The organism is Pseudomonas sp. NBRC 111143, assembly GCF_001320965.1.
GTDB classification, from domain to species: Bacteria; Pseudomonadota; Gammaproteobacteria; order Pseudomonadales; family Pseudomonadaceae; genus Aquipseudomonas; species Aquipseudomonas machongensis.
On the sequence record NZ_BCBT01000011.1, the window covers coordinates 107,043 to 127,309 of the forward strand.

General features: G+C 61.3%; 6 protein-coding genes. 1 reads left to right on the forward strand and 5 read right to left on the reverse strand.

Translation table 11 applies throughout. The features are described from left to right. Nucleotides 1-95: 95 nt before the first annotated feature. Genes APH44_RS09075 through APH44_RS09085 form a run of 3 tightly spaced genes read right to left on the reverse strand, consistent with a single transcriptional unit; the run spans nt 96 to nt 12,948 of the window. The gene (locus APH44_RS09075) at nt 96-3,698 is read right to left on the reverse strand and encodes a hypothetical protein (RefSeq protein ID WP_054892361.1); all 3,603 of its coding nucleotides are present in this window, start codon (nt 3,696-3,698) and stop codon (nt 96-98) included. Beyond that, the gene (locus APH44_RS09080) at nt 3,688-8,274 is read right to left on the reverse strand and encodes a neuraminidase-like domain-containing protein (RefSeq protein ID WP_054892362.1); all 4,587 of its coding nucleotides are present in this window, start codon (nt 8,272-8,274) and stop codon (nt 3,688-3,690) included. Before APH44_RS09080 ends, APH44_RS09075 begins: the two co-directional genes overlap by 11 nt. 42 nt (nt 8,275-8,316) lie before the next feature. After that, nucleotides 8,317-12,948, reverse strand: a complete 4,632-nt coding sequence (locus APH44_RS09085; protein ID WP_054892363.1) for an Ig-like domain-containing protein — start codon at nt 12,946-12,948, stop codon at nt 8,317-8,319. A gap of 489 nt (nt 12,949-13,437) precedes the next feature. Here APH44_RS09085 and APH44_RS09090 point away from each other — a divergent pair, with 489 nt between their 5' ends. Then, complete coding sequence (locus APH44_RS09090) at nt 13,438-14,514, forward strand: autotransporter outer membrane beta-barrel domain-containing protein (protein WP_054892364.1); 1,077 nt, start codon at nt 13,438-13,440, stop codon at nt 14,512-14,514. A gap of 45 nt (nt 14,515-14,559) precedes the next feature. Here the strand turns inward: APH44_RS09090 and glgB are convergent, their stop codons facing one another. Together glgB and treS are read right to left on the reverse strand one after the other, a co-directional pair. Further along, nucleotides 14,560-16,770, reverse strand: a complete 2,211-nt coding sequence (gene glgB / locus APH44_RS09095) for a 1,4-alpha-glucan branching protein GlgB (protein WP_054892365.1) — start codon at nt 16,768-16,770, stop codon at nt 14,560-14,562. Nucleotides 16,771-16,951: 181 nt separating this feature from the next. Beyond that, nucleotides 16,952-20,263, reverse strand: a complete 3,312-nt coding sequence (gene treS, locus APH44_RS09100) for a maltose alpha-D-glucosyltransferase (protein WP_054892366.1) — start codon at nt 20,261-20,263, stop codon at nt 16,952-16,954. Nucleotides 20,264-20,267: the final 4 nt, after the last annotated feature.

A 20,267-nucleotide genomic window follows, 5' to 3' on the forward strand; every position in this document is an offset into this window, starting at 1 on the left:
CGCATCTCGTAACGAGGGTAAATGCACGGCTCCGACGCTCGTCATTTATCAAAAGGCCAAGAGCGGCTTTTGCAAAGTCCTCTTCAACCGCACCGTTAGCCCGGCCAGCCATAGGGAATGGCGACCGGGCACGGAAAGTCGTCTCCGTCAACTCTCAGTATCGAGACCGTCCTCGGAAGAGGGCCCAGGTTCCACACCAGACCGTAATAGCCTCTCAACTCCCTAGGTTTATTGAATGGTGGATCTGGCACGAACCCTGGATCTGGCTTGCTACTCGACAAGGATAATAAATAAACCTTATCGGCAATTGGACTACCCTGAACGGGGACCGCGACAAGAACCATATCCGAGTCGGAGGCCGACAATCTAAGGAGTAGCTCGTTAGCACCGGTGCTGGACAGCATCACCTTCGGCACGAGCGTTATCGGCGTATCGAAGCCGTCGACATGAACTGTCAAGTTGAAATAACCACTGGCCTCGCGACCTCGCGTATTCCAACGCACCCCCGCCTGTGGAAGTATTACTTTTGAGCCGAACGCGGGTACTGACCCCATGTCGCCCTCTTTCAGCGTCTGCGGATTAAATTCCATCCAGGCCGAGAGCCGGGCAGCCACTAACGGGCTTCCCGGCCGGGCCTTCAATGTGAATGCCAGATACTCCTCGCGGTAGAATATCGCGGGATCAGGCGGAAAATGGGGTGTATGGGTCACCTCTGCTTCATCTGCCAATTTGCTGGATAACAGTACACATGTCGGCAGTGTCCAAACGGTCGAAAAACCCGCGACATGAAAAACCAGCGCGAATTGTCCACTGAGGTCGGCTCCCGTCACCTCCCACTCCAGCCCATCGGAAGACATCACTCTTCGCGCACCAAAATCGGGAGAGGCCGATACATCCCCTTCCTTCACACTGCCTGCGGAGAGTGTCATCCATACCTCTCGCTTCAGGTCTGCCAGAGGGCTACCAGGCTTGGGCACGAGCACAATGGTCTTGCCCACCGAACGCCGAAACACCAACAGATCGTCGACAACGCGCCCTTCTACCTTCACCTCCACTTCATCGCTCAGATCTTGCGACAAAGCAAAGCCCGAGGTCACCTTCAGTGGTGCTGGAAACGCGCCTGTATGAAGGGTCAACCCGAATGTGCCAGAAGCCCTGGCGGTCAACTTCCAGCCCAGGCCTGCAGTGGATATCGGTCGTCTGTCGTTGTAAGTCGGAACCGTAATCAACTGCGCCTGGGGCAAACTTCCGTCGACGTACTCGATCCATGCTTCGCTCAGGAATTCTCGCTCTAGCGGACTGCCCATTTTCGGCACGATACTCAATGTGTGCTCTGCTCTGGATTGAATAACCAGCGGCTCGACCAGAGGCCCCCCATCTATCACCACGTCGAACTCATCCTCCATGCGCAGCGACAGCAGCAAGCAATTGCCCGTCACCAGGGGCTTCGAGAAACCCGCCACATGAATGGCCAACCCGAACACACCACTTGCCTGTTTGCCCAGCATCTCCCATTGCAGCTCACCGCCCGTGAACCCCTGCTCGGCCTCGTAGTCCGGATAGGCCTCCATCTGCTCCGGCGCCAGGTCATCTTCCACAAACGTCAACTTGGCCTTCAAACCGCTTTCAGCCAACGGGCTACCGGTTTTTGGCTTGACCCCGACGTAGGACGGCACCATGCGCCGGAATATCCAGGTCGATTCGTCAGTGCCACGCTCATCGTCATAGATCAGCTCGGCTTCGTCCGCCAAAGCCCGGGACATCAGCAAGCAAGTGTCGACGACCAACGGTTTGTCAAAGCCCTGCATGTGAACCTGCACTCCAAAGGTGCCACTCACCTGCGCACCGGTCAGGGTCCAGCTCAACCCGTCCTCCAACATCGCCCGCCGCTCACCGTAATTGGGCGCGGCAACGACACTGGTCGGTTTCAGGCTGCCGTCGGTGAAGGTCAGCCAGGCTTCTGATTTCATCTTCGCCAGCGGGCTGCCGGGCTTCAGCTTGATCTTCAGCGTCTGCGCCTCCTCCCGCCAGAACAGCGCCAGGTTTGCCGGCACAGTGTCTGCAAGGGTCAGCTCGATCTCGTCCTCAAGGTTGGGCGATAGGCGCAAGCCTTTGAGTGACAGGGGCAAAGTCAGCGTCGGCGTGATGACTTCGAGCGTGAAATGATCCCGCTCTACACCCGGCATGATGGTCCAACTGACACCAGCAGCCGTCATTTCCTGCGGCTCGCTCGGGCTGAAGGTAATGTCCAGCTGTGGTGTGCCGCCTGGCCAACCCAAGGCCACCTGCTCGCCTATGAAAAAGTTGTCCGCAGACTTGGGCTTCAAGGTCAACGTATGCTCGCCGACGCTGCCCAGCACCAGGTTGACGTCATCGAAATCAGTGATTGGCCTGTCGTCGAACAACACATCGAACTGGGCCGACCACGGTGAGCGGGAGTACACAGGGATAGCTTGCAGCTTGTCGCTTTCTGCGCCGAGGCCATCAGTGCACCGGGCGCTGAGCTCTGCGGTGTAGAAGTCGACACCCTCCTTTTGCTCAGGGATGAACTCAAGTGTCGACTTGCCCTGCTCATCCGTTGGGACAGTCTTGTAGAGCACATCGTCGAGGTACCAATCCACATGTTGACCAACGATCGTTCGCGCTGATGCGACAAGGTTGCCCAGCGTTGCGGTCAACCGGGTACGGCTACCCCACTCCAGCACCGGCACCACGCCATCCCAGGCCACCTCACTCACTTCATAGCGAAAATCCCCCAACTGCGCCTGGAGCTCATGCTTTTCGGCCCGCCAGTAACTACCCAGGCCCAGCGGTAGCGCGCCGGATAACACCTCCTTGGCCGCACTCGCATCCAAGCTCCAGGTACTGGTGCCGGCCTCCGGTTGCGGATAGCGGCTTTCCTCGTCACTGTCGTGGATATTCAGCGACGGATTCGTTGTCAGCCCGTACGCCGTGGGTGGCGTATCGGCATTCCCCGGCCACAGCACGCTCAGCTTCTGCCCCTGCCAGGCATCGCTGACCTGCAGGCTGTACGTGGCGCCATGGCACAGTTTGAACGGTGGCTGGGTTTGCGGAGCCAGCGATGACTGATCAGGTCCAGGCGACAGCAACACCTTCCCTTCGAAGGGTGCCAGGTGCACTTCGGAAATGATGTTGCGCAGGCTGAGTTCCGTCGCCCTCGTGCCGGCGGGGGTTTCGAACGCCACACGAATTCTCGATACACCCGCAGGTATATCGATGGGCTTGGGCGTCAACGTATGCCAGGTAGGTTCGGCTTCGGGCCTGGGATCTTGTTCGTCGGCCTGCTCGGTGGTCTCCGGGTTCTTGAGCGCTTGCTCATGAATAATCTGGCCTTGCGAAGCGTCCGAGAGTGCGTAGACCCTGAGCCAGCAACTGTCGGTGAAGTACAGGACATTGTACTGGCAGCCCAAGGCATATCCCTGTGCAACCCCCTCGAGCAAACTGAAGTCCTGGTAGAGCCGACCCTTCTGGAAAAGCGAAAGGTACGTGCCGTCCCTGGCATCGTTTTCACGAAGCTCATAGCTGTCTTTCTCTTCGTAGCTCCACACACCTTCGAGGCCAGCGCTTTCCATTGGCCTCTGGATGAAAGGATCCTGAAGAAAGTCATGCCCTTTGGTAAGGCTTTGCGCACGCGTCGAAATCGACCGGATACCCTGCACCTCATCACTATTGCTCATGATCCTTCCCCTCCCATTGGACGACACGTGCAAAACTCCCGGCCGCGTCTTCCGGCAACAACGCCTCGACTTGTTGCTCGAACAGTGCACCGCCATACCGTGCGAGGTAGCGCACCTCCATGACGATATCGCTCAGCCCTTGGAGCAGTTCGGTTTGCCGTGCAACTCGCGGGAACTTCAGGTTCCAGTCGGAGACGGCGCCAGTGCCTTCGAACGGCAAGTAACGGTCATCGCTCTCGGGGGGCGTGACCAACCCGATGTCCTGCGTGGCTGACGACAGGCAGACCTGTTGGCTGGGTCGCAAACTTCGCATGACGTAGCGCCCATCCCCTTCACCCTGGTCCAGTTGCGGCGACAGGTACTTCACCCCTTCGATATCGGCCTTGGTCAACAACCGGCTCTGCGTCTGGGTCAGTGTGGCGCGGATGTTCTGGTAAGGCCCCAGCAAGGCAGGCAGCGACAGCGCCACGCTGTGCAGGCGCCGCAGGTAATGCCCGGGGTAATCCTGGTTGAACAGCGTTTCGCTAAGGCTGAAATCCAGTTCGCCGTTCTCGGCCAGCGCCTCGAGCAGCGCCGGCCAGTCACCAAGCGCAGCCCCATTCTTGTCGAGGACCAGGCCCTCTTCGATCAGTGCACGCAGCGACACCGTCTTGCGCAGTTCCAGATGACGCTCGTTGCGCAACAAAGCTTCGGCCTCCAGGCGATGCAGGTCCAGCCGCAGTTCGCCTGCAGCATTGAGGCCATGCCGATCGGCCTGCCAGACCGAGGTACGGAAGATGCGTTTGTCATAGTTGCCCGTCTCGTACTGCCAGCAGGCTTCGGCACTGTTGCACAAGCCCACCGCGACATCGAACAACGTCGCATGCCAGGCGGTCACCTGCGAACGCAGCCAGCGATAGAGCGGTACGTTGGTCGATTTGCTCTGGTAGAAGGCGTACATCTGCTGGGCCTGGTCCAACACCTTGCGGCTGTGATCGAGCGAGTTTCTCGCGGCCTTGGTTGCGCAGGCTTGTGCCTTGCTCTGCTCGGCGATCACATCGATGTCCTTGCGTGCCAAGGTTGCCTGCAGCTCCCATTCCTGTCGGCGACGCTTGTAGACCGACGTCTCGCGCATGATGTCACCGGAGATCTGCAACGCACTCCCGGCCATGAACGAAAGCTGAGCACCACTCATGATGGGGGCGGTCACATCCCCCGTGTCCTGCGCCATGCCGAAGATTTTGGGCGCCATCTGTGTCGCGTAGTAGGCGCTCATCGCGCTGGTACCAAAGGCATTGATTGACCCGCCTGAGTTATGGACAACCATTGTCTCGATTTCCAGAGCAGAGATGTCCTCTTCGACCAGCTTGGTGTAGTGGGCTTGCCGAGCCTCGGCACTGAGCGTCTGCTTGAGCAATACCCCTTCCTGCTGTTCCTGCTGTTCGAGCAACTGTTCCTGGATGGCAATGGTGTATCCGGCGATCTCGGCGGCGTGTTGGTATTGCAACGCTTCAAGTCCGGTGCGCTCCTCCTGCTCCATGAGGACACGCAATTGCTCGGCGAACTGGGTCAGGGTCGCCACCACCTCATGAGCCTTGGCGATCAGAGTACGGAAACGATACGGCGGCACCACCGTGCGCTGGCCCATCAGGTGCGACAGGTTGGTACCGCCCCCCATGCGTGCCATCAGCAAATCGAAGGGGTTCGCAGGTGGTGCATACAGTGGCAGTACCATGGGGCGTCCATCGAGGGTCAGGAAGTGCCGCAGGTTGTAGAAGCGCTCCGCCAGCAATTGCCAGATATCCAGCAACTGCTGATTGACCGGCAAGCGGAAAGCCGGATGTGCCGCCACCCCAGCCCAGAAGAAGGTGGACAGCTGCTTGGGCAGGTTGGCCGGGACAATGTCCTGGCCACTAGCGGCCAACGGCATGTCGGCCGGCCCGACAGCGAGCACGTCGCGAACCGTTTTGGGTTGCCAGGTATTGATCGCCCGCGCATCCGGCACCTCTCCCATGAGGTCCGCGGCCATGCGGTACAACAGCCAGGCGTGCGCCAGGCCGTCACGGGTCTGGTAGCGATAGTGCTGGTCGGCTTCGCCGATCAGCATGTTCACGTACTGCACGAACACTGCCTTGCGATAATGGGACGGCGCGCGCAGCGCGATGACATGGGGCTCGATCAATTCGTGTTCGAGCCCTGCCGCCTCGGTGTCGTCCTGAAGCAACCAGGCGCAGTTCCAGTAGTCGGGGCCCGGGGTCGCCCTGGGCGGCTGCTTCTGGTACGGGTTGAAGATCAGCCCCAGCCAGCGCCGGGCATCGGCGAAGCGCTCCTCCTCCTGCAGACGTGATGCGATCAGGTGAGGGACATGGAAGAACAGCTCACGCAAGTAGCTGCCATAGGCAGCGAACATGTGCAGCAACGGGTCCACGGCACTGGGATGCCAACCCTGATACACCGCGCCGGCCAGTTCCTTGCGGTATGCCGGCTCCTGTCGGTTCTGTGCATCCCAGGCGAATACGGCCTGGGACGAGGCTTCGGCGCGATTGATCAAATCGGAAACATGCTGGGAGTTCAGCCGCACGGCCAAGGGCGCGTCGGCACCACCAATGGTATCGAAGACGAGGAAGTCGCTACCGTCGGACTGTTGGTGAATATACGGAATCGTCGTATCGGCCAGACTCGAGCTGGCGCCCCAGCTCACCGTGAAGGTGGCGGTTGCTTCACCAGCGGCGATAACTTCGAAGGTTGCCGAGCCAGTCGCAGCAACGTCCTCCAGACGGCTCCAGGTGCTGACGGCATGGCTATTGAGAACCCAAAGCCCCGACCAGCAGGTTGTCGATTCCTCGCCTTGCTTATGTACGAGTTTCACGTCCGGCAACTGGACATTGTCGTAAACAAGAACGCCTCGGTTTTCCGTTCCCTCCAGCGCCGCGTCCCCTATTTCGTCGACAATGACCTTGAAACCCATGCCTTCACTGATGTAATCCTTGGAAATTGGACGCGAAAACTCCGGCAAATCAACCTGTGCCTCAGCCATAAAAGTGCTGGCGACAAACTCGCCAAAAAAGTCGGACCGTTTCAATACAGCCAAGGTTTTTAGATCATGCTGGAGTGTGACGGACTCAAAGTTCGGAATACCAAACGTAACGGCAGTGAAAGAAAGATGAGTTGTACCGAGTGCGTCATAGGCTTGTAGTTGGAAATCCACGTGAAGACCGTGGTAATTCACACTGAATCGGTCAATCGACAAGACCGCTACCCGAGTAGCCGTGCGCAACTCGCTGGAGCGCGCACGTACGCGTAGTGAACGCCCCGACAGGCCCTGCTCGAGCTCAGCCTCGAGTGAAATATAAGGATTGCCACTCCCCTTGATGCTTTTCACCTCAGCATCAACCGCTGCAATACGCTGCGAAAAGGGCAAGCGGCCCGCACTCCCTGTGAATCGCCGAGAAAGGGCTTCGCTGGCATCAGAGTCGATAGCGCGCTCAGTCCGACGTTTCAAGACATCCCGTTGAAGGACGAACTTCTCCGCCCAGGCTTCATCGTTCGAGGTCTGGTGAACAGAAACGAACAGTTGATCGTCATCGGCGTTCACACGCCCCGCCGCAACCGCCATCACTCTGAAACGCTCCACCTCAGGCGGTATCTGCGACGGGACGTCAGGGCCGGCAACCTCGACGTCGTACTGCCACAGTTGCTCCGGCGTAGTCCACTGGTTATCAAGTCCAAGATGAATGATATCCAGGGTCAGTGCATACGAACGCTTGTCGGTTGTTTCACCCTTCTCACCGAGGACCTTTGTCGGTGCGGTGAAGTACCACCAGATCACATGCAACCGCCCCCCGAACAACACCGGACATATCTGCAACACTGTCGTGCCCGGCGGAATGCTCACCGGTTTCCATTCCGTCCACGCATCGGGCTGAATATACGTGGAGGCCTCGTCCAGACGGACCTGGACCTTGCGCCAGTAATAGGCGCAAGGCGTCGCATTGTCCTTGCCCAGCAAGTAGTAATCCGCGTTGGCGTAGGCATACCCCGGGAACCGCCCCTCATCGCGGTGCCCATCGCGATAGTCGATGTAGCCGGCCTGGACCCGGATGTTGTTCAGGAACTCATAACGTTTCAGGTAGTTCAGCAGCGCCTTCTGGACACCCGCATCATCGATCCGACCCTGCGCCAGGTCGTTCTCCAGGTTCTTGAACAGCTCCGTCTTGTCCAGGCGCAAGTCAGCACGGATATAGTTTTCCGGGTAGTCTTCCATCATCTGGTAGGCCGCCCATAACGAGTAGGTCGACATGGCCTGCTGCCAGAAAAGGGTCAACTCGGGGGCGAAATCCTTGCCGTAGCCCTGTTCGATATTGTTGAGGATCGCATTGACGTAGGTCTGGACACACGCGATTGCCTCGGCCAACGCGGACGTGGTGACCTCGGCGCTGACCTGGGTGTCGGTCATCAGGTAACGGTCCAGGTGATCGGCCGTCATCATGCCCAGGCTACCGGCTTGCAGCTTGTCCGGCAGTACGTGGTGAATGGCATACGCACTCAGCGCGTCGCGCCATTGTTCCGCGAGTCGGTGGCTCAATTCAGTCTTCATGTGGGCCTCGCTGCAAAAGCTCGAAAGTCGATGGCGCTGCAGTCATTTCCGTATTCCCTTGATCACGACATCGGTCAGGTTCGACGGATAAGCGGTGTCATAGGAGAACCCGAACTTCAGCCCTACATCCGTCTTCAGGGCCACGGGCCGACTGGTGATGGTCCAGGTCACGCCGTCGTTGCCCAGTTCGTTGTCGGCACCTGGCGCAGGCGAGATCACCAAGCCCAACGAAGCTGCCGAGTTGCGACCACTGACGTGAAGAGACATCGGCTGGCCGATCAGCGAATGGCCGGCAGCTACGCGATAGGTCAAGGTGTGCGTCGTTTCCCCTTCGGAAGGCGGCGTAATGACGATCTCCCCCTCCAACGGTTTGCCGTCGAATTCGATCATCAACCCGAGGGGCTCGAGGAAGGTCACCTGATCGAAGGCATGGGACTGCTCCTTGCCCCAGCTTGCGGTTACCGTACGCTGGCCAGTCGTGGTGCTTTTGAGATCGAAGCGGGCAATACCATCGCTGCCTGTCAAGCTGACAGCGGGCTCGGCCACACGAGTGCCACCTTCACTGACGCTCCAGGTGATGGGGTAGCGCGCCACGGGGATGCCATCGGTGGTGGCGATATGAATTTCATACTCCACCGTGCTGATGCCATCGGCCAACGGCCAGCTCCCGATCTTCCTGTGCTGCCGTATCGTCGCATCGGCAAGCACGTCGAACTCGAGATCCTTGCTGTGATAGGCCTCTGCGGTTTCGCCGGCGGTACTGAGGGTCACGGTCACCTTCACCCGCCCAGCCGTACCGACCTGCAGTACGGCTGTACCCAGCCCGGCTGCATCAGAGGTTTGGTCGGCACTGACCAGTTCGCCCCCTTCACACGACCAGGACATCGCCTGACCAGCGACCGGCTCACCATCGAGCCCCAGGACTCTGGCCTGAACCGTGATCGGCTCGTCCACCACCAACGCAGATTGCAGTACGAGCGAATTGACGTAGGGCCTGTCGGCGAAGCCAACCTGCACCACTGTGACGTCATCGGGCTTGCCGGCGTACCAGGCACGGATCACGCCCGAGCCTGGCTCCCGGCTTCTTAGCGCAATCCGGCTGTAGCCAGTGTGATCAGTCAGGGTTTCACCTGTGTTGTCCACAAAGTAGCCGATGGTGGTAGACCAATTGACCAGACGATCCACCCCATCATTGTCATAACGGTCTACGAGCAGGGCAGCCAAGCGATAAATGCCTTGTCCGCCTGCGAGCTCCAGAGGCGTCGTGTTACCCGGTCGCCCTTCGATACTGCGCACTCGCACCGTCTCTTCGTCACAGTCGATCACCACCGGCGGCGCGAACGCCTTGCCATCGAGCAGGTAGCTGGCCTGCACATGGGCACTGCCCATCTTCGTACCTGCCTGCAGTCGCACCTTGGCCACGCCCTCTTCGTCGGTGTAGCTGGAATGGGACTGCAAAATCCCGAGATCGGTGGACCAGGTGATGCGAATATCTGAAACCGGCTCGTTGTTCATATCGAGCAGTTTCAAGGCCACCGTGGTTTCCTGATCAGGCGCGCGTGCGATCAGGCGTGTTTCACTCACGGTGCAGCGCGAGGCCAGGCTCTGACGCAGCTCTGCCTCGTTGCCGCGCTCCGCGCTGTCGCTCTCAAGGCTGCTGAGCATCTCTTGTGCGGCATCGCGATAGTCCTGCGTGCCCGAATAGGCGGTCAGCCTGCTGAGTTTCATCAGTGATTCAGCACTCAGCCCCGTGGTGTCGCTCAGCAGCTTGGTGTCGACCACGATGCGCAACTGAGCCAGATCGCGAATGATGCCATCCGGCGAGACCCGGGCCGCCACGTCCAGCACCTCACGGATCCCCCAGTCCAGCCAGGCCGCGATACGCTGGGCAGCCGCGTCCCTGAGCAGGCGCTGTTCATTTGCGCTCAGATCCTTCAATTCCTCGATTGCCGAGAAATAGCCCAGCAGTTGTGCTTCCGATTGCTTGGCCAGACGCAGGCCACGGGCGTAGCGTTCAAGGTGGTAGAGCGTGTGCAAGGACAAGTCGAAGGCGTCGATGCCGAACCGTGCGCGATGCGCGCGTATCAGCAGGCTGGAGAACAACGTGGGCGTCAACTCGAAACGTGTCGCGATTTGTGCGCAGCGCTGCATCCGCTGCACCAGCCCCAGCATGGCCTTCATGGCATCGGACTGGGATTGCTGCGGGTCGAAGGCCACCGCGCTCTCCAGCAGTTGGTGCACTGTGCCCTCGGCCCAGTAGACCATCGGGATCGCCATATCGGCATTGACCCTCAGAAGCTGTGAAAGACTCTGCTGAACGACGCCCCACTGCTGCGAACGAATGCGCAGGACCACGCCGAGAATAATGCCGGTCAGGCGCTCCTTTTCAGCGCTGTCCATATCGACCAACGGGCTTTGGCCGGCGCTGGCCAACTGATCGACCGCCGTCTTGATTTCCCGCTCGGCAAATTGCTCGTACTGCTCAGGGTCGAAGTCCTGTTCAGGGTCGCCAGTGTCCGCCAGCAGGCCGTTCTCATCGACGACCTGCTCCAAGGCTTTCAGCCACTCACCCGTGGGCAGGGCCAGAACACCGGCATCCAGCAAGGCCTGCTCGAAGGCCTGGAAAGGTAGCAACTGAGTCTTGAGTTCGCCGAACAGTGCAGAGACTTCCTGGGGCACCACATCGGGCGTCTCGACCGGCAGCAACTGCTGCACCAGCCAGCTGATCGGCAGGTCCTGCTCCTGACACCAGAGCACACAGTGGCTGATGGCATGGATGACGCTAAGGGTGTCGGTCTGGGCAAAGCTGCGGTACATGGCATTCTGCGGTGCTCCCCCCAGTTGCAAGGCATAAAGCCCCTCGGGGCTCAGGGTTTCCAACAGGGCCAGCAGCTCGATGGTGGTGACCGAAAGCAGACGGGCCAGCATCGTCACGCGGTAGAAGGCACTGACCACGCGCACAGAGCGCTGCAATTTGTCGCCCCCTTGCCCCTGCATCACCAGACGCGACAGGTAACGGAACGTCTGCACGTTGATGCCCAGCCCGCGGCATAACTGGTCGACGGTACGTTTGCTCGCGACATCGTCTCCCGAGAGGCTGAAGTCGCTGCCGTCGAGCACCAGAGGCGAAGTAGGGTCGCTGTTGAATACCCGGTCGAAATGGCTCGCAGTCGCGCCAATGCCGTGAACGGCCATATCCGAGAGCAGAACGGAAAAGTCTTCAGCGCTGCAGGCAAAGCGCTCTCGCAAGAACTGGAACACACCCAAGGCCCGATGGGTGTTGACCGTCATCCATAGCGGCGAGTCATCGGACTTGATGCGCCTGACTTCGGCGACAGCGCGCTTTTCCGCATCGATTGCCGCACACACCACCTGGTCGGCCTGGGCATAGGTCAGCTTCAACGCGGTAGCCACGCGCACCAGGCGTTGGATGCGGTCAAAACGCATGTCGGACAAGTTTTCGAAGGTGTGCCGCTGTGGGTCCTGCGCATCGCTGACAACCCCAACCGGCGCGGCCCCGCCGCTGTTGATGAAGCGCGCGACGAACAGGGCCGGCGATACCTCCTCGGCCAGCACACTGCGGGTCACGTTGTCCGAACGCGTGGGGGCATAGGCCGCCAGGCCGAACAACGACTCCATCTCGTCCTGATTGATCTGCAGCACCTGACAGAAGCTCACCACCTTATGCAGGTGCATGGCATTCGGCACTCCGAAGTTGTCCTCGTAGAACGCCTTGTACCGCTCCCCGGGCTCATCGGCCTGTGTCTTCGGCCCAGAACTCTGCGCTTTGCCGCCCTGCGACGCCGCGGTGCCGAAGTAGGGAACCTCGATCAGCAGGGCACGCAGCACCGGGCCAAGCGTAGCTTCCTGCTGCAGCGCGGCATCGGACCAGGGTGAATGCGCGCCGGCCTGGATGAAGTAAGGACTGTCGATATCCGACAGGCGTGCCACATCGCCCATCAGCAGCGAGTTATGCGACAGCACGGTGTGGATCTGCTCCCAATACGCTTCATAGGGAAACTGTTTGATGGGATAGCGGACCTTGAGCAGCTTGTCCTCAGTGGCCGTGCGATCACTGTCCACTTGCTGGCGATGCTCTTCGATCAGCTGTTCCAGGACATGGATGATCACCTCGACCTGCGGCAGTTCACGGTTCATGAACGCCTCATCGATCAGGCGCTCGAACAGATCAGGGCGCCGCGTTTTCAGCGTCAGGATCATATCGGCATCGCCCTGGGCCTCGACGTGCTCCTGAATGAACGTCAGTAGATCGATGAGGTAGGCCACTGGCGAGGTGGTGGCATCCACGGCTTGCGGATGTGCGTTATTGCCCCAACTGGGCAAGAACTGATTTTCGAAGGTGGGGCCTCTGGACAAGTCCAGAGGGCCTCTCAGCTCATCCGAGGGGCGGCGCGCCGAGGCACTCAGGCGCTTTTCCCGGAAAGCACGCATCATCGCCGCTGCTGCAACATTCAGACGCCCCTTGAGTCGCCGGGCTTCGTCGCTGTGCAAGCCCGGATAATGCGCCATCAGCGCATCGGTCGTCTTGCACTGCAGGTCGATGATCGAGTCTTGTTCCAGGGTCGCTGGGGCGATTTTGACTTTGATTCCCGGCTCGGTGTCCAGCAGTCTCTCAAGCAGACCAACTTGTTTGCGGCTCTGGCGTTTAGCCATGGCGTCCCCCGGGCGGTGCTTAGCGTGAGCGAACGAAGCGGGCCTGTGTATACGGTGGCCCTTTCGTGGATGTCACTGGATGCTAGATACAAATACGCCCGCACGAAACTGACAGAAATAACAGGTAGCCAGCCGGGAAAAGAACCGCCGATACAGCAAAACCTGGGCTAGCAATGTTTCGGCATAACCCAACCCAGGCAAAGAACCCATATTGCTAAGCGAACAATAATCACGTTCTCATTCAGCACGTTATCTGTCACAACACAATTTTCTCATCCCGCCAACATTTTCTTGACGCAATGCGCCCGCTCTCCTTAGCTGAACATAACGCCCACTGCGAAAACTTCGCGCCGAGCTCTCTGGCCCGCGTCTTTACGCGCGCCAGCAGACTTCCGCGTGCTGGTTTGTGTCGCCCCCTGTTTCGTGTCGTACAGCTCGTGACAACAGGCCAGGCCTTGGCTGTTACCCACAAGAAACAGGAGATCCGCCATGAAACGAGCATCGAACCCTTTGCGCTTCGACCGGCTGTTCTGCGCGGTTTCCACGTCGCTGCTTCTGGCAACCCCGGTGGAAACCTTTGCGCTTGGTCTTGACGAAGACACCCCTTTCGCCAACCTGATGCAGCCACCGGCGGTACCGCTGCTGTCGCTCAATCCGGTGAGCGCCAGTGGTCTGGGGATGGGCACCTTGCAGGCGTTCTCCGAGCGCATGAGCGCGCGCCACGGGGACGTGCCGATGGACCTGGTCGCCAGCCAATGGGCGCAATTCTTCCCCGGCGCTGCGCAACCGGCCTCCGCGCCACCGGCCCGACTGGAGGCGCCCAGCCAGCAACTGATGATCGGCCCGGATCTGTTCGTACGCGAGACCGCCAGCGGCAACGTGCACCGCGCCGGGGTGTTCGTCGGCCACAACACTCTGCAGAGCAGCTTCAACGGCATGCGTCCGCTGCTCGGTGACAAGCAGCGCAACGCCGTCAACCTCAGCGGCGAGAGCCTGGGCGTTTACTGGAGCATGACCCACGACCAAGGCTGGCATGTGGATGCGGTGGCCATGGGCACGCGCATCGACGTCAACGGCCGCAGCCAGAGCGGCCAGCGCCTGGACGACAGCGGCCATGCGATGACCTTCTCGGTCGAAGGTGGTTTCCCCATCGGCCTGGGCAACCACTGGGTGATCGAGCCGCAGGCGCAGTTGATCAACCAGCAGTTCTTCCCCGGTAACCAGGCCCAGGCCGAGACCCTGCAGGCATTCGACAGCCAGCCGAGCTGGAGTGGCCGGGTGGGCGCGAAACTGTCGGGGCGCTACGAAGTGCGCGGCATGCCGATCGAACCCTACGTGCGGACCAACGTCTGGTACGACTTCAACGACAGCGATGCGGTGAAACTGGATCAGGTCGACAAGATCTCCAGCTCGCGCAGTGCAGCGACCGTGGAACTGGGCCTGGGTTTGGTGGCGCGGGTCACGCCGACGGTGGCGCTGTTCGTCAGTGCCGACTACAGCAGTGATGTGGATGACAATGACCTCAATGGGCTGATCGGAAGCCTTGGGGTACGGATGCGCTGGTGATCAGTGAGTACGGCGCATCCTCCTCCAGGAGGATGCGCCGCGACATCAGGCGGGCTTCATGACCAGAACCCCCAACGGCGGCAGGTTCAAAGCCAGCGACAGCGGCTGCCCATGGCTTGCCACCGCCTCGCCGGCCACCGCCCCGAGATTGCCGACATTACTCCCGGCATACAGCTCTGCGTCGCTGTTGAGCAACTCGACCCAGCGCTCGCCGAACGGCACACCGATGCGATAGCCCTCACGCGGCACCGGGGTGAAGTTGGCCACCACCAGCAGCGGCTCGCCGGCACTGCTCCAGCGCAGCCAGGCATAGACGCTGTTGGCGGCATCGTCGCCGATCAGCCACTGGAAGCCCTGGGGCTGGCAATCCTGCTCGTGCAGGGCCGGCAGTTCGCGGTAGAGCCGGTTCAGATCGCCCACCAGCTTCTGCACGCCCTGGTGCTCGGAATACTGCAACAGGTACCAATCCAGTTGCTGGTCGTGGTTCCACTCGCGCCACTGGCCGAACTCGCAGCCCATGAACAGCAGCTTCTTGCCCGGGTGCATCCACATGAATGTCAGATACGCGCGCAGGTTGGCGAATTTCTGCCAGCGATCGCCGGGCATCTTGTCGATCAGCGAGTGCTTGCCGTGCACCACTTCATCGTGGGAGATGGGCAGGATGAAATGCTCGGAGTAGGCGTAGATCAGGCCGAAGCTCATCTCGTTGTGGTGATGGGCGCGGTGCACGGGATCGTTCTGGATGTAGTGCAAGGTGTCGTGCATCCAGCCCATGTTCCACTTGTAGGCGAAGCCCAGGCCGCCCTGCTGCGTGGGTTGGCTGACACCCGGCCAGGCAGTGGACTCTTCGGCGATGATCAGCGCACCGGGCGCCTCGTGCAGCGCGATGTCGTTGAGCTGACGAATGAAGTCGATCGCCTCGAGGTTCTCACGGCCGCCATGGCGATTTGGCACCCACTCGCCGGCCTTGCGCGAATAGTCGCGGTACAGCATGGAAGCCACGGCATCGACGCGCAGGCCGTCGATGTGAAAGTGCTTGAGCCAGTGCAACGCCGAGGCGAGCATGAAGCCTCGCACCTCGTTGCGCCCGAGGTTGTAGATCAGCGTGTTCCAGTCCTGGTGAAACCCTTCGAGCGGGTTGTCGTACTCGTACAGTGCGGTGCCGTCGAAGCGCGCCAGGCCGTGCTCGTCGGTGGGAAAATGCGCTGGCACCCAGTCGAGGATCACGCCGATGCCGCCCTGGTGGCAGGCATCGATGAAGGCAGCAAAATCTTCCGCACTGCCGTAGCGGGAGGTGGGTGCGAACAGCGACAGCGGCTGGTAGCCCCAGGAGCCACCGAAGGGATGCTCCATGATCGGCAGCAGCTCGATATGGGTGAAACCCAGTTCTTGCACATAGGGCACCAGGCGCTCGGCCAGCTCGCGCCAGTTGTAGAAGCGCGCGACCTCACCGGCTTCGTCCAGCTCGCAGCGCCAGGAGCCCGCGTGCAGTTCGTAGATGGACAACGGTGCGCTATAGGCATGGCGTTGGGCACGTTGCTCCATCCACTGCTGGTCGCGCCAGTCGTGGCTGAGCGCACCTGCGACCTTCGAGGCCGTGCTGGGCGGCAGTTCGGTGGCGCGGGCCAGCGGGTCGGCCTTCAGCGGCAGTACGCCGTGCGCCGCCAGCACTTCGAACTTGTAGGTTTCGCCCACGGCCAGGCGCGGGATGAACAGCTCCCACACCCCGGCATCGTGGCGCAGGCGCATGGGATGGCGACGGCCGTCCCAGTTGTTGAAGTCGCCCACTACCGAGACGCGCCGGGCGTTGGGCGCCCAGACCGAGAAGCACACGCCGTCGATGCCGTCGACCTGGATGGGCTGGGCACCGAAGCGCCCGGACAGGTCACGATGATTGCCCTCGGCGAACAGGTACAAGTCCATGTCGCCAAGCTGCGGGCCGAAGCTGTAGGGATCCTCGGTGACCTGCTCGCCTCCGGCCCAGCCGATCTGCAGCAGGTAGGGCTGGCGCTCGTCCAGGTACGCGCTGAACAGGCCCGGCAGGCTGCCCTGCTCCATCTCGGCGAGGATGCGCCCGTCGTGACGCGCCAGCACCCGGGCGTTCAAGGCGCCTGGCAGGAAGGCGCGGATGACTTCGTCGCCCGCCCCGTCGACGTGCGGGCCAAGCACCGCGAACGGATCTGCGTGCGCGGCGCTGGCCAGGGCGTCGAGATCGCGTTGGCGAAGGCCGCCGTTGCTACGCATTGATGCATTCATCTCACTGCCCCTTTCCATATTCCATATATTTTTCAAAGTAACGCAGTGCCTGGCACGGGCTGCGCCCATGATCGCGGGACGAGCCCGCTCCCACCCCTGCACAACAGTACCTGTGGGAGCGGGCTCGTCCCGCGATCACCGGCGCAGCCGGTGCCAGGCAACACTGCCTTCCCTACAGGGTTCATGCTTCGCCCCAAGTACTGATCAACCCATGCAGACCATGCAAAGGCACGGCCAGCCAGCCGGGTCGGTTATCGGCTTCATAAGTGATTTCGTAGGCCGCCTTCTCCAGGCAGAACAGCTCCAGCGCCGCACGTTCGCCCTCGGCGTGCTGCCAGGCATGGGCAATGGCGGCGGTGGCCAGGCCGTAGGCTTCGACGAAGGCATGACGCGACTGATGCAGGTACTGCCGGGCAACCCGTTGACGAGCCTGGCGCGCAGCATCGGAGAGGTCTACCGCCGAGGCGCTGCGCAAGATCATCGCTGCAGCATAGTCGAACGAGCGCAGCACGCCGCTGACATCCTTGTACGGGCTGTGCTTGGCACGGCGCTCGTCCAACGGCCGCGCTGGCTCGCCTTCGAAATCGATCAGGTAGGCATCGCCTTGCACCACCAGTACCTGACCCAGATGCAGGTCGCCATGCACGCGCATAAGCAGGCCGCCCTGGGCCTGGCGTGCGAGCATCTCGATGTGCTGGGCAAGGCCTTCGCGTTGCTGTTGCAGGTCATCGACCAACGCCTGGCTTTCGCGATCCAGTTGCTCACGATGCTGGGCCAGCAGCTCAAGGGCGCGGCTGAGCTCGGCATTGATCTGCCTGCCCCAGCGCTCACTGTCCTGGGTGTCGCTGGGGCGCGGTGCAAAGGCTTGGTCGGCGGTGGGCGCGGCCAGCAAAAGGTGCATCTCACCCAGTCGCTGCCCCAACAAGGTGGCGAAACCCGAAAGCTCCGACAAGGCATCGGTGTGCGCCTCGGCACTGCCCTGCGTGGGCTCCATCTCGTCGCGGATCGCTCGCTCCAGGGTGTTCTGGGTCCATGACCAGGCATCGCCCTGGTTACTCAGGTAACCCTGGGCAATCATCAGCAGGTGGGATTGCGCCTGCTCATCCACCCGACTGACCCAGGCCAGCAGCGGCGAGATATTGGCAAAGCCGGCCGCAGTGAGGTAGGCGCTCATTTCCAGCTCCGGGTGAATGCCGGGATTGACCCGTCGGATCAGTTTGAGCACCACGCGCTCACCGATCACCACCGAACTGTTGGACTGCTCGGCACTGAGGTAGCGCACCTCACTGTCCTCACCCAGCGCCAGGCCAGCCAATTGCTCGGTACACTCGAAGCGCAGCTCGCCGGCGCTCGAGGGCAGGCGGGTGTCATCCTGACAGGCGCGCAACACGGCCCGCACGAACGACTCCTGCACGAAGGCATCGGTGATCAGCCCGACCTGTCGACCTCGGCGCACCCGCGACAACGCCAGCTGCTGGGGCAAGGCGCTGTGGATCTGCTCTTCAGGCAGCAGCCCGAACGGCAGTTGGTAATGGCTGGTCACACCGTCACTGAGCACCTCCAGCTCGCTGAGCAACACCGGGGTGGACGGCGTGCCGAAACGCACGCCATAGCGGATGCGCACCGCGTCGATCGGCCCTACCTTGCCGGCGAACCAGCGCCGCTTGGGCAGGTATTGCGGCAGGATCGACGCCTGCAGGGTGTCTGCCGACGGCGCTTCGAGCAACTCCTCCAGACGCTTGCGCAGCACCAAGGTGGTCAGTTCCGGCAAGCCTTCGGCAGGCTGGATGTGCCAGCTGGGCATGCGGTCGTGGGAGGCCAGCAGGAACCAGTAGAAGGCATACGGCGGCAGGGTCAGCAGGAACGGCAACTGCCCAATGGGCGGGAATGCGCTGCCTCCGAGCATTTCCACCGGCACCCGCTCGGCATATTGCGAGAGATCCAGTTCGGCGGCCTGCGCCGCGCGCGAGACGTTGGCCACGCACAGGATGGTCTCGCTGTTGCCGTCGGCATCGGTGTACTCGCGCACGTAGGCGAGGATGCGCCGGTTGCTCGGGGTCAGCATCTTCAAGGTGCCGCGACCGAAGGCCTTCTGTTGCTTGCGCACCGCGAGCAGGCGCCGGTTCCAGTTGAGCAGCGAGTGCGGGTCGTGGCTCTGGGCCTCGACATTGACCGTCTGGTAGCCATACAGCGGGTCCATGATCGGCGGCAGCACCAGGCGCTGCGGATCGGCCTTGGAGAAGCCGCCGTTGCGGTCTGGCGACCATTGCATGGGTGTGCGCACCCCATCACGGTCACCGAGGTAGATGTTGTCGCCCATGCCCAGCTCGTCGCCGTAGTACAGCGTCGGAGTGCCGGGCATCGACAGCAGGAGGCTGGTCAGCAGTTCGATGCGCCTGCGGTCGCGCTGCAACAGCGGCGCCAGGCGCCGGCGGATACCAAGGTTGATGCGCGCGCGGCGGTCCTCGGCGTAGTAGTTCCACAGATAGTCGCGCTCGCGGTCGGTGACCATCTCCAGGGTGAGCTCATCGTGGTTGCGCAGGAAGATCGCCCACTGGCAGTTGGCAGGAATCTCCGGGGTCTGGCGCAGGATGTCGGTGATCGGAAAGCGGTCCTCCATGGCCAGGGCCATGTACATGCGCGGCATCAACGGGAAATGGAAAGCCATATGGCATTCGTCGCCATCGCCTTCGCCGAAGTACGGGCGGGTGTCTTCCGGCCACTGATTGGCCTCGGCCAGGAGCATGCGATCAGGGTAGTTGGCGTCGATCTCGGCGCGGATCGCCTTGAGCACGTCATGGGTCTCGGGCAGGTTCTCGTTATTGGTGCCGTCGCGTTCGATCAGGTACGGAATCGCGTCCAGACGCAGACCATCGACACCCATGTCGAGCCAGAAGCGCATGACCCCGATCACCGCCTTCATCACCTGCGGGTTGTCGAAGTTCAGGTCCGGCTGGTGCGAGTAGAAGCGATGCCAGAAGTACTGGCCAGCGACCGGGTCCCAGGTCCAGTTGGACTTCTCGGTGTCGAGGAAGATGATCCGCGTGCCGTCGTACTTCTGGTCGTCGTCCGACCACACATAGAAGTCCCGGGCCTTGCTGCCGCGCTTGGCATGGCGGGCACGCTGGAACCAGGGGTGCTGGTCGGAGGTGTGGTTGATGACCAGCTCGGTGATCACCCGCAGCCCGCGCTTGTGCGCCTCGGCGATGAAGCGCCGGGCGTCGGCCATGCTGCCATAGTCGGGGTGCACAGCCTTGTATTCGCCGATGTCATAGCCGTCGTCACGGCGCGGCGAGGGGTAGAACGGCAGCAGCCAGAGCGTGTTGACACCCAGCTCGGCGATATAGTCGAGCTTGCTGATCAGGCCGGCGAAATCCCCGATACCGTCGTTGTTGGAATCGAAAAACGACTTGATGTGCAACTGGTAGATCACCGCATCCTTGTACCACAGCGGGTCGTCGATGAAGGCTGCCGGGCGGGAACGCTTGGCCATGTGC

What these genes read in the sequence shown, in the direction of transcription:
- APH44_RS09075 (WP_054892361.1), bottom strand. Translation starts at nt 3,698, where the DNA reads ATGAGCAATAGTGATGAGGTGCAGGGTATCCGGTCGATTTCGACGCGT.
- APH44_RS09080 (WP_054892362.1), bottom strand. Translation starts at nt 8,274, where the DNA reads ATGAAGACTGAATTGAGCCACCGACTCGCGGAACAATGGCGCGACGCG.
- APH44_RS09085 (WP_054892363.1), bottom strand. Translation starts at nt 12,948, where the DNA reads ATGGCTAAACGCCAGAGCCGCAAACAAGTTGGTCTGCTTGAGAGACTG.
- APH44_RS09090 (WP_054892364.1), top strand. Translation starts at nt 13,438, where the DNA reads ATGAAACGAGCATCGAACCCTTTGCGCTTCGACCGGCTGTTCTGCGCG.
- glgB (WP_054892365.1), bottom strand. Translation starts at nt 16,770, where the DNA reads ATGAATGCATCAATGCGTAGCAACGGCGGCCTTCGCCAACGCGATCTC.
- treS (WP_054892366.1), bottom strand. Translation starts at nt 20,263, where the DNA reads ATGGCCAAGCGTTCCCGCCCGGCAGCCTTCATCGACGACCCGCTGTGG.